The sequence below is a fragment of the Streptomyces sp. NRRL F-5123 genome, from assembly GCF_000721495.1.
Classification (GTDB): domain Bacteria; phylum Actinomycetota; class Actinomycetes; order Streptomycetales; family Streptomycetaceae; genus Actinacidiphila.
In genome coordinates, this window is sequence record NZ_JOHY01000008.1 from 238,881 (window position 1) to 251,808 (window position 12,928).

At 73.1% G+C, this 12,928-nt stretch carries 14 protein-coding genes; 10 read left to right on the forward strand and 4 right to left on the reverse strand.

Annotated features, from left to right (window positions below; genetic code table 11):
- Positions 1-14 precede the first annotated feature (14 nt).
- From argC to argH, 6 genes are all read left to right on the forward strand, one after another.
- Positions 15-1,043: an N-acetyl-gamma-glutamyl-phosphate reductase gene (gene argC / locus IH54_RS0110620; protein ID WP_031515240.1), complete on the forward strand. Its 1,029-nt coding sequence runs from the start codon at positions 15-17 to the stop codon at positions 1,041-1,043.
- Positions 1,040-2,194 (forward strand): bifunctional glutamate N-acetyltransferase/amino-acid acetyltransferase ArgJ, encoded by a 1,155-nt coding sequence (gene argJ, locus IH54_RS0110625; RefSeq protein WP_031515242.1) that lies wholly within the window; start codon positions 1,040-1,042, stop codon positions 2,192-2,194. Before argC ends, argJ begins: the two co-directional genes overlap by 4 nt.
- Complete coding sequence (gene argB, locus IH54_RS0110630) at positions 2,191-3,165, forward strand: acetylglutamate kinase (RefSeq protein WP_234343441.1); 975 nt, start codon at positions 2,191-2,193, stop codon at positions 3,163-3,165. The genes argJ and argB overlap by 4 nt, the downstream gene beginning before the upstream one ends.
- 41 nt (positions 3,166-3,206) lie before the next feature.
- A complete protein-coding gene (locus IH54_RS0110635) occupies positions 3,207-4,397 on the forward strand; it encodes an acetylornithine transaminase (RefSeq protein ID WP_031515244.1) in 1,191 nt (396 codons plus the stop codon).
- Positions 4,398-4,419: 22 nt separating this feature from the next.
- A complete protein-coding gene (locus IH54_RS0110640; protein WP_031515245.1) occupies positions 4,420-4,953 on the forward strand; it encodes an arginine repressor in 534 nt (177 codons plus the stop codon).
- A gap of 100 nt (positions 4,954-5,053) precedes the next feature.
- A complete protein-coding gene (argH, locus tag IH54_RS0110645; protein ID WP_031515246.1) occupies positions 5,054-6,484 on the forward strand; it encodes an argininosuccinate lyase in 1,431 nt (476 codons plus the stop codon).
- 46 nt (positions 6,485-6,530) lie between these two features.
- Here argH and IH54_RS0110650 read toward each other — a convergent pair whose 3' ends face one another.
- Together IH54_RS0110650 and IH54_RS0110655 are read right to left on the reverse strand one after the other, a co-directional pair.
- Positions 6,531-7,511, reverse strand: coding sequence for a glutamate ABC transporter substrate-binding protein (locus IH54_RS0110650; protein WP_063762274.1), 981 nt, complete (start codon positions 7,509-7,511; stop codon positions 6,531-6,533).
- Positions 7,512-7,620: 109 nt separating this feature from the next.
- Positions 7,621-8,289 carry a lysophospholipid acyltransferase family protein gene (locus tag IH54_RS0110655; RefSeq protein WP_031515249.1) on the reverse strand — a complete coding sequence of 223 codons (669 nt, stop codon included), beginning with the start codon at positions 8,287-8,289 and terminating at the stop codon, positions 7,621-7,623.
- A 374-nt stretch (positions 8,290-8,663) separates the two neighbouring features.
- Between IH54_RS0110655 and IH54_RS39600 the strand changes: the two genes are divergently transcribed.
- The gene (locus IH54_RS39600; RefSeq protein ID WP_063762275.1) at positions 8,664-9,212 is read left to right on the forward strand and encodes a sigma-70 family RNA polymerase sigma factor; all 549 of its coding nucleotides are present in this window, start codon (positions 8,664-8,666) and stop codon (positions 9,210-9,212) included.
- Positions 9,213-9,417: 205 nt separating this feature from the next.
- Positions 9,418-9,924, forward strand: a complete 507-nt coding sequence (locus IH54_RS0110665) for a GNAT family N-acetyltransferase (protein WP_031515253.1) — start codon at positions 9,418-9,420, stop codon at positions 9,922-9,924.
- 67 nt (positions 9,925-9,991) lie between these two features.
- Here the strand turns inward: IH54_RS0110665 and IH54_RS0110670 are convergent, their stop codons facing one another.
- Together IH54_RS0110670 and IH54_RS0110675 are read right to left on the reverse strand one after the other, a co-directional pair.
- On the reverse strand, positions 9,992-10,477 hold the full coding sequence (locus IH54_RS0110670) for a membrane protein (RefSeq protein ID WP_031515255.1): 486 nt from the start codon (positions 10,475-10,477) through the stop codon (positions 9,992-9,994).
- Positions 10,470-10,838 (reverse strand): hypothetical protein, encoded by a 369-nt coding sequence (locus IH54_RS0110675; protein WP_031515257.1) that lies wholly within the window; start codon positions 10,836-10,838, stop codon positions 10,470-10,472. The genes IH54_RS0110670 and IH54_RS0110675 overlap by 8 nt, the downstream gene beginning before the upstream one ends.
- Positions 10,839-11,085: 247 nt before the next feature.
- Here IH54_RS0110675 and IH54_RS0110680 point away from each other — a divergent pair, with 247 nt between their 5' ends.
- Together IH54_RS0110680 and IH54_RS0110685 are read left to right on the forward strand one after the other, a co-directional pair.
- Positions 11,086-12,129 (forward strand): methionine ABC transporter ATP-binding protein, encoded by a 1,044-nt coding sequence (locus IH54_RS0110680; RefSeq protein WP_031515258.1) that lies wholly within the window; start codon positions 11,086-11,088, stop codon positions 12,127-12,129.
- On the forward strand, positions 12,126-12,863 hold the full coding sequence (locus tag IH54_RS0110685; protein WP_031515259.1) for a methionine ABC transporter permease: 738 nt from the start codon (positions 12,126-12,128) through the stop codon (positions 12,861-12,863). Before IH54_RS0110680 ends, IH54_RS0110685 begins: the two co-directional genes overlap by 4 nt.
- Positions 12,864-12,928: the final 65 nt, after the last annotated feature.

The following is a 12,928-nucleotide window of genomic DNA, read 5'->3' on the forward strand; positions in this document are numbered from 1 at the left end:
TGAGGAGGGTTTCGATGGCATTGCGCGCGGCGGTTGCCGGAGCGAGCGGGTATGCGGGCGGTGAGGTGCTGCGGCTGCTGGTCGGGCACCCGGAGGTCGAGATCGGGGTGCTGACCGGGAATTCCAACGCCGGGCAGCGACTCGGCGGGCTCCAGCCGCATCTGCTGCCGCTCGCGGACCGGGTGCTGGAGCCGACCTCCGCGGAGGCGCTCGCCGGGCACGACGTGGTCTTCCTCGCGCTGCCGCACGGGCAGTCCGCGGCCGTGGCCGAGCAGCTGGGGGAGGACGCCCTCGTCATCGACATGGGCGCCGACTTCCGGCTGGAGAACGCCGCCGACTGGGAGCGCTTCTACGGCTCGCCGCACGCCGGGACATGGCCCTACGGGCTGCCCGAGCTGCCGGGGGCGCGGGCCGTGCTCGCCGGGAGCCGGCGGATCGCGGTGCCGGGCTGCTACCCGACCGCGGTGTCGCTCGCGCTCGTCCCCGCGTACGCCGCCGCGCTCGCCGAGCCGGAGGCCGTGATCGTCGCCGCGTCCGGCACGTCGGGCGCGGGCAAGGCGGCCAAGCCGCACCTGCTGGGCTCCGAGGTGATGGGCTCGATGAGCCCGTACGGCGTCGGCGGCGGCCACCGGCACACCCCGGAGATGATCCAGAACCTCAGCGCGGCGGCCGGCACCCGGGTCGCGGTGTCCTTCACACCGACGCTCGCGCCGATGCCCCGCGGCATCCTCGCCACCTGCACCGCCAAGGCCGCCCCCGGCGTCACGGCCGCGGACGTGCGCGCCGCGTACGAGAAGGCGTACGGCGACGAACCGTTCGTGCACCTGCTGCCCGAGGGCCGGTGGCCCGCGACCGCCTCGGTGTACGGCTCCAACGCCGTCCAGCTCCAGGTGGCCTTCGACGAGGCGGCGCACCGGATCATCGCGATCAGCGCCATCGACAACCTGACCAAGGGCACCGCGGGCGGCGCGGTGCAGAGCATGAACATCGCCCTCGGACTGCCCGAGACGACCGGGCTGACCACGATCGGAGTCGCGCCATGAGTGTGACCGCTGCGAAGGGATTCCGGGCGGCGGGCATCGCCGCCGGGATCAAGGAGAACGGCAACCCCGACCTCGCCCTGGTGGTGAACGACGGGCCGGGCCGCGCCGCCGCGGGTGTCTTCACCTCCAACCGGGTGAAGGCCGCGCCCGTGCTCTGGTCGGAGCAGGTGCTCAAGGGCGGCGCGGTCACCGCGGTCGTGCTCAACTCCGGCGGCGCCAACGCCTGCACGGGCCCCAAGGGCTTCCAGGACACGCACGCCACCGCCGAGAAGGCGGCCGAGGTGCTCGGGCACAGCGCCGGCGAGGTCGCGGTGGCCTCCACCGGGCTCATCGGCCTGCTGCTCCCGATGGACAAGCTGCTGCCCGGCGTGGAGCGGGCGGCCGGCGAGCTGTCGGAGCACGGCGGCGAGAAGGCGGCCATCGCCATCAAGACGACCGACACCGTGCACAAGACCGCCGTGGTGACCAGCCCCGCCGGGTGGACGGTCGGCGGCATGGCCAAGGGCGCGGGCATGCTCGCCCCGGGCCTGGCCACGATGCTGGTGGTGCTCACCACCGACGCGGCCGTGGACGCCCCCGCGCTGGACAAGGCGCTGCGCGAGGCCACCCGGGTCACCTTCGACCGGGCCGACTCCGACGGCTGCATGTCCACCAACGACACCGTGCTGCTGCTGTCCTCCGCCGCCTCCGGCGTCACCCCGGACCTGCCGGAGTTCGCCGAGGCCGTACGGACGGTGTGCGCGGACCTCGCCCGGCAGCTCATCGGCGACGCCGAGGGCGCGAGCAAGGACATCCGGATCGACGTCGTGAACGCCGCGACCGAGGACGAGGCGGTCGACGTCGGCCGCCAGATCGCCCGCAGCAACCTGCTCAAGTGCGCCATCCACGGCGAGGACCCCAACTGGGGCCGGGTGCTGTCCGCGATCGGCACCACCTCCGCCACCTTCGACCCGGACCGGCTCAACGTCGCCATCAACGGCGTCTGGGTGTGCCGGAACGGCCAGGTCGGCGACGACCGCGAGCTGGTCGACATGCGCTTCCGGGAGGTCGTCGTCACCGCCGACCTCGCCGCGGGCGACGCCTCCGCCGCGATCTGGACCAACGACCTGACCGCCGACTACGTCCACGAGAACAGCGCCTACAGCTCATGACGACGACACGCAGCACCCGCAAGCACGCCGTGCTCCCCAAGGCCCAGGTCCTGATCGAGGCGCTGCCCTGGCTGACCCGGCACAACGGCCGGGTCGTGGTGATCAAGTTCGGCGGCAACGCCATGGTCGACGAGGCCCTCAAGGCCGCCTTCGCACAGGACGTGGTGTTCCTGCGGCAGGCCGGCCTGAAGCCCGTCGTCGTGCACGGCGGCGGCCCGCAGATCAGCGCCGCGCTCGACCGCCACGGCCTCGTCAGCGAATTCCGCGCAGGGCTCCGGGTCACCACGCCCGAGGCCATGGACGTGGTCAGGATGGTGCTGGCCGGACAGGTGCAGCGCGAGCTGGTCGGGCTGCTCAACCAGCACGGCCCGCTCGCGGTCGGCCTGACCGGCGAGGACGCCCACACCATCACCGCGGTCAAGCACCAGCCGGTGATCGACGGCGCCGCGGTCGACATCGGCCGGGTCGGCGAGATCACCGCGATCGACACCGGCGCGATCGACGCGCTGCTGGCCGACGGCCGTATCCCGGTCGTCTCCTCGATCGCCCGCTCCGCCGACGACGGCCATGTCTACAACGTCAACGCCGACACCGCCGCCGCCGCGCTCGCGGCCGCGCTGGGCGCCGAGACGCTGATGGTCCTCACCGACGTCGAGGGCCTCTACGAGGACTGGCCGAACAGCGACGAGGTGATCAGCCGGCTCACCGCGAGCGAGCTGGAGAAGCTGCTGCCGGACCTGTCCAGCGGCATGGTCCCGAAGATGCAGGGCTGCCTGCACGCCGTGCGCAACGGCGTGCACACCGCGCGCGTCATCGACGGCCGGGTCCAGCACTCGATCCTGCTGGAGATCTTCACCGACGAGGGGATCGGCACCATGGTCGTCCCCGACGAACCGCCGGCGCCGGCCCTGCGCGCCACCGAGTACGTACCCGAGCAGACGACCGCAGCAGCAGAAGGGGGAGCACGGTGACCGCCACCGACACAGCCGCCACCGGCAGCACGACCGAGAACATGACCGGGAACGAGGCCCTGACCGCCCGCTGGCAGGGCGCGCTCATGGACAACTACGGCACCCCCCGGCTGCCGCTGGCCGGCGGCGAGGGCGCCCGGCTGTGGGACGCCGACGGCAAGGTCTACCTGGACTTCCTCGGCGGCATCGCCGTCAACTCGCTCGGCACCGCACACCCCGCGGTCGTCGAGGCGGTCACCCGGCAGATCGGCACGCTCGGCCACGTCTCCAACCTCTTCGTCGCCGAGCCCCCGGTCGCCCTCGCCGAGAGGCTGCTGCAGATCTTCGGCAGGCCCGGCCGGGTCTACTTCTCCAACTCCGGCGCCGAGGCCAACGAGGCGGCCTTCAAGCTGGGCCGGCTCACCGGCCGGACGAAGATGGTCGCCACCGAGGGCGCCTTCCACGGCCGCACCATGGGCTCGCTCGCGCTGACCGGCCAGCCGAAGAAGCGGCAGGCGTTCGAGCCGCTGCCCGGCGACGTCGTGCACGTCCCGTTCGGGGACGCCGACGCGCTGCGGGCCGTGGTGGACACCGACACCGCGCTGGTGATCGTCGAGCCGATCCAGGGCGAGAACGGCGTCGTGGTGCCGCCCGCGGGCTACCTGCGGGAGGTGCGGGAGATCACCGCCGCGACCGGCACGCTGTTCGTGCTGGACGAGGTGCAGACCGGCGTCGGCCGGACCGGGCACTGGGCCGAGTGCCTGGCCCAGGGTGTGCAGCCGGACGTGGTGACGCTCGCCAAGGGCCTCGGCGCCGGGCTGCCGATCGGCGCCACCCTCGCCTTCGGGCCCGCGGCCGACCTCTTCACACCGGGCGCGCACGGCTCCACCTTCGGCGGCAACCCCGTCTCCTGCGCGGCCGCGCTCGCGGTGCTGGACACCATCGAGGACGACAGGCTGCTGGACAACGTCAAGCGGCAGGGCGAGAAGCTGCGCGACGGCATCGAGGCGCTCGGGCATCCGCTGGTCGATCATGTGCGCGGTGCGGGCCTGCTGATCGGTATCGTGCTCACCGAGCCCGTGTCCGCCCGGATCCAGCAGGCGGCTCAGGACGCCGGTTTCCTGGTCAACGCCGCCGTGCCGGGCACGGTGCGGCTCGCGCCGCCGCTGATCGTCGGCGACGCCGAGACGGACGCGCTGCTCCAGGCGCTGCCCGGCATCCTGGACCGGGCGCACGCGGCGGACCAGCAGTGACCGGACGGAGAATGACCCGACGATGAGCGAGGCGCAGCAGCACGGCGGCAGCCACTCGGTGCCGCAGACCCGCACGGCCCGGCACCGCAGGATCGTGGACATCCTGGGCCGGCAGCCGGTGCGGTCCCAGAGCCAGCTCGCCAAGCTGCTCGCCGACGACGGGCTGAGCGTCACCCAGGCGACGCTCAGCCGCGACCTGGACGAGCTGGGCGCGGTCAAGATCCGCACCAACGACGGGGAGCTGATCTACGCCGTCCCGTCCGAGGGCGGCTTCCGCACCCCGCAGGCGCCGCTCGGCGAGTCCGTCAAGGAGGAGCGGATGCGCCGGCTGGCCGGCGAGCTGCTCATCTCCGCGGAGGCGTCGGCCAACCTGGTGGTGGTGCGGACCCCGCCGGGCGCCGCGCAGTTCCTCGCGTCGGCGATCGACACCGCCGAGGTCTACGACATCCTCGGCACCATCGCGGGCGACGACACCGTCGTCCTCATCAGCCGGGACCCGGCCGGTGGCCAGAAGCTCGCCGACCATCTGCTGCGCCTGGCGCAGGGCGAGGTCTGAGCCGCTGCGCCAGGCCTCGGACCTGCAGCTTTGACGATTCATACGCTGGAGTGCATACTTATGCTAACGAGCGTATGCACCGTCGAGAGGGAGTTTCACTGTGAGCGCCGAGCAGCAGGGAGCGGGCAAGCTCTGGAGTTCGCGGTTCGCCGACGGACCGTCCGCGGCACTGGAGAAGCTGTCCGCCTCCGTGCACTTCGACATGCGGCTCGCGCCGTACGACATCGCGGGGTCGCGTGCGCACGCCCGGGTCCTCTACCGGGCCGAGCTGCTCAGCGCGGACGAGCTGGACCGGATGATCGCCGGGCTCGACCGGCTGGAGAGCGACGTCGCCGCGGGCGACTTCACCGCCACCGTCGCCGACGAGGACGTGCACACCGCGCTGGAGCGCGGCCTGATCGAGCGCGTCGGCCCGGAACTGGGCGGCAAGCTGCGGGCCGGCCGGTCCCGCAACGACCAGATCGCCACCCTCTTCCGGATGTACCTGCGCGACCACGCCCGGACCGTCGGCGGCCTGCTCGCCGAGCTCCAGGACGCGCTGGTGGGCCTGGCCGAGGCGCACCCCGAGGCCGTCATGCCCGGCCGCACCCACCTCCAGCACGCCCAGCCGGTGCTCTTCGCCCACCACGTGCTCGCGCACGCCCAGGCGCTGTCCCGGGACGCCGAGCGGCTGCGGCAGTGGGACACCCGCACCGCCGTCTCGCCGTACGGCTCGGGCGCGCTCGCCGGCTCCTCGCTCGGCCTGGACCCCGAGGCCGTCGCCCGCGACCTGGGCTTCGAGGGCGGCTCGGTCGGCAACTCCATCGACGGCACCGCCTCGCGCGACTTCGCCGCGGAGTTCGCCTTCGTCACCGCCATGATCGGCGTGGACATCTCCCGGATCGCCGAGGAGGTGATCCTGTGGAACACCAAGGAGTTCTCCTTCGTGACGCTGCACGACGCCTTCTCCACCGGCTCGTCGATCATGCCGCAGAAGAAGAACCCCGACATCGCCGAGCTGGCGCGCGGCAAGTCCGGCCGGCTGATCGGCAACCTGACCGGGCTGATGGCCACCCTCAAGGCGCTGCCGCTGGCCTACAACCGGGATCTCCAGGAGGACAAGGAGCCGGTCTTCGACTCCATCGACCAGCTGGAGGTGCTGCTCCCGGCCTTCACCGGGATGATGGCCACGCTGACCGTGCACACCGACCGGATGGCCGAGCTGGCCCCCGCGGGCTTCTCGCTCGCGACCGACATCGCCGAGTGGCTGGTACGGCAGGGCGTGCCCTTCCGGGTCGCGCACGAGGTCGCGGGCGAGTGCGTCACGACCTGCGAGGCCGAGGGCATCGAGCTGCACGAGCTGACCGACGAGCAGTTCGCGAAGATCTCCCCGCACCTGGCGCCCCAGGTCCGCGAGGTGCTCGACGTCCGCGGCGCGCTCGCGGCCCGCAGCGCCCGCGGCGGCACCGCCCCCAGCGCGGTCGCCGCGCAGCTCGCCGAGGTCAAGGCGGACCTGGCCGTACAGCACGCATGGGCGCGGGCCGAGCAGTAGCCGCACCCGGCGACCGACCGGCCGGCGCGCACCGCGCGGCGGCCGGTCAGTCGCGGTAGACGGCCGGCGGCGGTCCGAAGGTGGCGCCGTCGTCGAGCCACTTCTGCGCCAGTGCCTTGAGCGAGCCGTCCTGGCGCATCTGCTCCAGCACCGCGTTGACGAACCGCACGAAGTCCGTCTGCCGCGGCTGCATCGCGATACCGTGCGGTTCGGCGGTGAAGCGCGGTCCGATCAGCTTGGTGTTCGGGTCCTGGCGCTGCAGCCCGATCAGGATGGTGTCGTCGGTGGACACCGCGTCCACCTGGCCCAGCTGCATCAGCAGCAGGCAGTCCGTCCAGTCCTTCACACCCACCGGCGTCACCGCCGGCCGCAGGCCCCGCAGCGTGTCGATCGACGTCGTGCCGTCCGCCGCGCACACCTTCTTCCCCGCCAGGTCGCGGACGGACTCGGCGGTCGACGTCCTGGGCACCAGCACCCGCTGCCCGGCGTCCATGTAGTCGCTGGAGAAGGCGACCTGCCGCCAGCGGTCGCACGTGATGGTCATCGAGTCGATCACGATGTCCACCGGATGCGGGTCGGTCGTCAGCACCGGGATGCGCTGGGCGGAGGAGATCGTGCGGAACTGGATGCGGTCCGGGCGGCCGAACAGCGCCGTCGAGATCCGCTCCAGCACGTCGATCTCGTAGCCGTCCAGCGCGCCTGTCAGCGGGTCGCGGTAGCCGAAGAGGTACGAGTTCTGGTCCACCCCGGCGATCAGCCGGCCGCGCTGGACGATCCTCGCCATCGTCGAGCCCGTGGGCATGTGCCCGGGTGCCGGCGGCGGCCCCGCCGGGCGGTAGCTCTCCGGCGCCGGGCCGCAGTCGCTCGCGGCGGGGGAGGGGGCGGCAGGGGCGGCGGTCGTGGGCGGCGAGGCGGTGCCGCCCGCGGTCCGCCGCGGCGCGGCCCCGCCGCCCGAGGTGCACCCGGCCAGCAGCAGCGCGGCGGCGAGCGCCGCTCCCGTCAGTCCGTACCGTAAGCCGAGGCGCACCGCGGGCCCCCTCACCCAGGAGTCGTCAGGTGCCGGGGACGACGCCGCAGTTCCGCCGGACGGTTCCGGGCCGGGGCGCGCGGTCGCCCCGGAGCGGGGCAGCGGGAGGTTACGCGGCCTTCGCCTTGGTCGCGTACATGTCCACGTACTCCTGGCCGCTGAGGCGCATGACCTCGCTCATCACCTCGTCGGTGACGGCCCGCAGCACGTAGCGGTCGCGGTCCATGCCGTCGTAGCGGGCGAATTCCAGCGGGCGGCCGAAGCGGATGGCGACCGGGGCGATGCGGAGCATGCCGGAGCCGCCGGGCTGCACCTTGTCGGTGCCGACCATGGCGAACGGCACGACCGGCGCGCCGGTCATGAGCGCCAGCCGGGCGACACCGGTGCGGCCGCGGTAGAGGCGGCCGTCGGGGGAGCGGGTGCCCTCGGGGTAGATCCCGAAGATCCGGCCCTCCTCCAGCACCCGGCGTCCGGTCATCAGCGCCGCGACACCGCCGTGCCCGCCGTCCCGGTCCACCGGGATCATGCCGCAGGTGGTGAAGAACCACGCCATCAGCCGGCCCTTGACGCCCTTGCCGGTGACGTACTCGTCCTTGCCGATGAAGTACACCTGCCGCTTGACCGCCAGCGACAGGAAGATCGAGTCGATGAAGGTCACGTGGTTGCCCGCCAGGATCACCGGCCCGTCGCCCGGGATGTCCTGCGCGCCCTCGACGACCGGGCGGTAGAGGACCCGCATGAGCAGTCCGAGAATCACCTTGAGCACACTGCGGGACACCGCGTTCCTCCGCTTCGCACCGTCGGGCCGACCGGACCCTACCGGTCCGTATGTACACCAGGACGATACTTGCGCCCCCGGGCCCGCCGCACGTCGGGTTCACGCGAAAGGCATCCACTGTTGACGCGTGTTACGGATGTGTTCCGCAGGTCGTCGGCCGTACGCGAGCCGCCGGCGGCACGATGCGCGCATGGCGGATGACCAGCGCACAACGGCCCCCGGCAGGCGCGCCCTGCTGTCCGCGGCGGCGCTCGGCGCGGCCCCTGCCGCCGCGGCGCAGCCCCGGCCCGCGCAGAGCGGCGGCGGGGGGCACGGCGCCCCGCAGCCGCCGGTGCCGACCGTCGTGGGCCACCGCGGCAGCGCGGGCCGGTGCTGTGACCGGGAGGGTTCACCGGCTTGCGACGCCCGGCACGGCACCTCGCTGCGTTGCCGCATCGACCGAGCAGGCCCACTACGAGGCCGATCCGGGCGCCGCCGACGCGGAGGACCTCGAACAGGACGTGTGGGTACGGCTGCTGGAGACCGGCCACACCCCCGCCGAGCCCGCCGGGTGGCTCGCCGCGCAGGTGCGGGCCGCGGCGCTCGCGGCCGAGGCGCGGGGCGCCTGCGAGGGCCCGTACGCCGACCGCGCGGCGGGGCCCCCGCCGCGCGCCGGGCAAGGGCGGCACAACGTCGAGGAGCGGGCCGAGGCCGCCGTCGCGCTGCGCGCGTTGCTGGCCGCCGTACCCGCGCTGCCGGGTGACTGCCCGCGGCTGCTGGCCGTGCTGATGTCCGGCTCCGATCCCACATACCGGGAAATCTCCCGGGAGTTGGGAATCTCACAGGGCAGTGTGGGGCCGCTGCGCTCGCGCTGCCTGGGATGCCTGCGATCGATCCTGAATTCGAGGGTTGGATCCCCGGTGGGAAGGGGTAATGCACGGTAAACAGCCGGCGGCAGTGGGCACCCTTTGCACGCCCGGCGGAGCCTGGATCGGTCAGTGACAAGTCACTGACCGGCAGGGACGTTTGTGCGATCATCGGCGCCACGGAGACGGCACCGACCGCGCCGACTCCGTTCAGGCATACGTCCCGGGCGCACACCTCACCCTCAGACTGCCCGGACGGATTTCGAAGGGGAGGCCTGCGCGCATGGGCATGAGCGTGACCATCTCTACGGCGGAAGCGAGCGACGCCGAAAAGATCCTGAAACTCCAGTACCTCTGCTACCAGAGCGAAGCGGAGATCTACGGCGACTACACCATCGAACCTCTCACCCAGACCCTGGACGAGCTGCGCGCCGAACTGGCCGAGGGCTGCGTCCTGGTGGCCCGCCTCGGCGCCGAGGTCGTCGGTTCCGTGCGGGGAACCGTCGACGGGGACGGAACGGCCGTGATCGGCAAGCTGATCGTGCACCCGCGGCTCCAGCGGCACGGCCTCGGCGGGCGGCTGCTGGCCGCCCTGGAGGACCGCCTCGCGGCCGAGCGGGAGGCCAAGGTCTACCAGCTCTCCACCGGGCACCGCAGCGAGGTCAACCTGCGGATGTACCGCAAGCTCGGGTATTCCCAGGTGGGCGCCGCCCGCCCGGTCACCCGGCGGCTGAGCATGGTGACCCTCGAAAAGCCCGCGGAGCAGGCGCCCTTCGCTGCCTCCGCCTGACCCGTACGGACCCGGGCGCGGCGCCGACGGCGCCGCCGCGTCCGGGTCCCGGGACCGGACACCGGCCTCAGGCCGCGGTGGACGCCTCGCGTGCGGAGCGGCGCAGCCACAGCAGGCCCATGACCGGCAGCAGCAGCGGCAGGAAGACGTAGCCGACGCCGAAGTCCGACCACACGGTCTGGTCGGGGAAGGCCGAGGAGTCCGCCACGGTGAGGATGCCCACCGTGACCACCCCGACCAGCTCGGCCGAGCAGGACACCAGCGCGACCCTGCGGGCCTGCTCCCCGCCCCGCCACAGCGCGACGGTGATGACCGCATAGACGACGCCCGCCGCGAGGGACAGCACGTACGCCAGCGGCGCCTCGTGGAATTTGGTCGAGATCTGCACGATCGAGCGCGAGAGCGCGGCCACCGTGAAGACCCCGTAGAACCACAGCAGCAGCCGCCCGGGCCCCTGCCCGAGCCGCCCGCCCGCGGGCTGCCCCGCGGCCGCCGGGTCCGTCGCCGTCTCCGCCGCGGCCTTCGTGCCGCCCGCGGTGGTGTCCTCAGCCATGACCGGCTCCCCAGATGTCGTACAGCCGCAGTTCCAGCACGGCCAGGATCACTCCGCCGGCCGCGACGACCGCGGTGCCCCAGCGGCTGCGCTCGGTCAGCGACATGAAGGCCGCGGCCGGGACGGTGCAGACCGTGCCGATCAGATAGCCCACGAAGACCGGCACCCCCTGCTCGGGGCGGTCGCCGTGGCCGAGCTGCACCAGCGAGATCACCAGCTGCACGAGCGTGGCGAGCGTCACCACGGCCATGCCGGCGAAATGCCGGTCGTTGGTCGGCTCGTCGCGGTACGCGGACCAGGCGCACCACGCCGCGAGCAGCAGCGCCATGACCGAGACCGTGATGGTGACCGCGTCGAGCATGCGCCGACTGTATTACGGCCGCCCGCCCGCCCGTTCTCCCACCCCCGCCCTCGTATGTGTCGAATGTGTGCCTGACCTGAGGCCCTGAGCGGTCGCGTCCCCGACGCCCGCCGCCCACGTCACACCCCTCCCGGTGCAGCGCCGCGCCGCGCCCGGGACGCCGTGGCCGCCCCCTGCGCCACGCCCCCGAAGCACACCCCCTGTGCGGTGGTACGTCCGCCGCGCGCCCGACCAGATGGACACCCCTGTGATCACCACCACCGACCTGCGCAAGGTCTACCGCTCGCGCGACCGTGAGGTCACCGCACTCGACGGCGTCGACCTGGCGGTGCGCGAAGGCGAGGTCTACGGCGTCGTCGGCCGCAGCGGCGCCGGCAAGAGCACCCTGATCCGCTGCGTCAACCTGCTGGAGCGCCCCACCTCGGGCACCGTCGAGGTCGCCGGGCGCGACCTCACCGCGCTGGCCGGCCGCTCCGACCGGGCCCCGGCCGCGCTGCGTGCCGCCCGGGCCGGCATCGGCATGGTCTTCCAGCACTTCAATCTGCTCTCCTCGCGCACCGTCCAGGACAACGTCGAGCTGCCGCTGGAGATCCAGGGCGTGACCCGCCGCGAGCGTGCCGCCCGCTCCCGCGAACTGCTCGACCTCGTCGGCCTCGGTGACAAGGCCCGCGCCTACCCCGCGCAGTTGTCCGGCGGCCAGAAGCAGCGCGTCGGCATCGCCCGCGCGCTCGCCGGCCGCCCCCAGGTGCTGCTCTCCGACGAGGCCACCTCGGCGCTCGACCCGGAGACCACCCGCTCCGTGCTGGAGCTGCTGCGCGACCTCAACCGGCAGCTCGGCCTCACCGTGCTGCTCATCACGCACGAGATGGACGTCGTCAAGGCCGTGTGCGACTCGGCGGCCCTCATGAAAGGCGGACGAGTGGTGGAATCCGGCACCGTCGCGGAACTGCTGGCCACGCCCGGCTCCGAGCTGGCCGGCGAGCTCTTCCCGCTCGGCGGCGCGGCCTCCGGCCCGGACCGCACCGTGGTCGACCTCACCTTCCACGGCGAGAGCGCGACCCGCCCGGTGATCTCCCAGCTGGCGCGCACCTACAACGTCGACGTGTCGATCCTCGGCGCCGCCATGGAGACCTACGACGGGCGGCAGATCGGCCGGATGCGCATCGAGCTGCCCGGCCGCTTCGAGGACAACGTCGTGCCCATCGGCTTCCTGCGCGAGCAGGGCCTCCAGGTCGACATCGCCCCGTCCGCCGAGCCCGCGGCCCCGGCCGTCCCGGCGGTGGCCAAGTGACCTGGTCCGAGATGCACCCGCTGATCACCCAGGCGCTGGGGGACACCCTGCGGATGGTCGGCTGGTCCGCAGCCGTCACGATCGCCGCCGGGCTGCCGATCGGCGTGCTGCTGGTCCTCACCGACCGCGGCGGGCTGCTGCACGGCGCGGCCGGCACCGCCGTCAACAAGGTGCTCGGCGCGGTCGTGAACCTCGGCCGCTCGCTGCCGTTCGTCATCCTGATGATCGCCCTGATGTCCTTCACGCGCACGATCGTCGGCACCACCATCGGCTGGCAGGCCGCGGTCGTCCCGCTGTCCGTCGGTGCCATCCCCTTCTTCGCCCGGCTCGTGGAGATCTCGCTGCGCGAGGTCGACCGCGGGCTGGTGGAGGCCGTCCAGTCGATGGGCGGCAGCACCTGGACGGTGGTGCGCAAGGTGCTGCTGCCCGAGTCGCTGCCGTCGCTCGTCGCGGGCGCCACGACCACCGTGATCGCGCTCGTCGGCTACTCCGCCATGGCCGGCGTGGTCGGCGGCGGCGGGCTCGGCGACCTCGCGCTGCGCTACGGCTACCAGCGCTTCGAGACCGGCTTCATGTGGGTCATCGTCGCCGTCCTCGTCGTGCTCGTGACCCTCGTGCAGCTGGCCGGCGACCTCGCCGCCCGTGCCGTCGCCCGCCGTGGGCGCTCCTCGGCCGCGCCCCGGCTGCGGCTGCTGAAGGCGCGCCCCGCGGACCCGGCCCCCACCGCCCCCTGACGTCCGTCCGCCCCGCACCACCCGCGCGGGGCGGACGGAGACCTGAAAACAGGCACCACAGAACA

Excerpts from the sequence above, each read along its gene's own strand:
- IH54_RS0110635 (WP_031515244.1), top strand. The coding sequence starts at position 3,207 with ATGACCGGGAACGAGGCCCTGACCGCCCGCTGGCAGGGCGCGCTCATG.
- IH54_RS0110675 (WP_031515257.1), bottom strand. The coding sequence starts at position 10,838 with ATGCTCGACGCGGTCACCATCACGGTCTCGGTCATGGCGCTGCTGCTC.
- IH54_RS0110670 (WP_031515255.1), bottom strand. The coding sequence starts at position 10,477 with ATGGCTGAGGACACCACCGCGGGCGGCACGAAGGCCGCGGCGGAGACG.
- argB (WP_234343441.1), top strand. The coding sequence starts at position 2,191 with ATGACGACGACACGCAGCACCCGCAAGCACGCCGTGCTCCCCAAGGCC.
- IH54_RS0110665 (WP_031515253.1), top strand. The coding sequence starts at position 9,418 with ATGGGCATGAGCGTGACCATCTCTACGGCGGAAGCGAGCGACGCCGAA.
- IH54_RS0110640 (WP_031515245.1), top strand. The coding sequence starts at position 4,420 with ATGAGCGAGGCGCAGCAGCACGGCGGCAGCCACTCGGTGCCGCAGACC.
- argC (WP_031515240.1), top strand. The coding sequence starts at position 15 with ATGGCATTGCGCGCGGCGGTTGCCGGAGCGAGCGGGTATGCGGGCGGT.
- argJ (WP_031515242.1), top strand. The coding sequence starts at position 1,040 with ATGAGTGTGACCGCTGCGAAGGGATTCCGGGCGGCGGGCATCGCCGCC.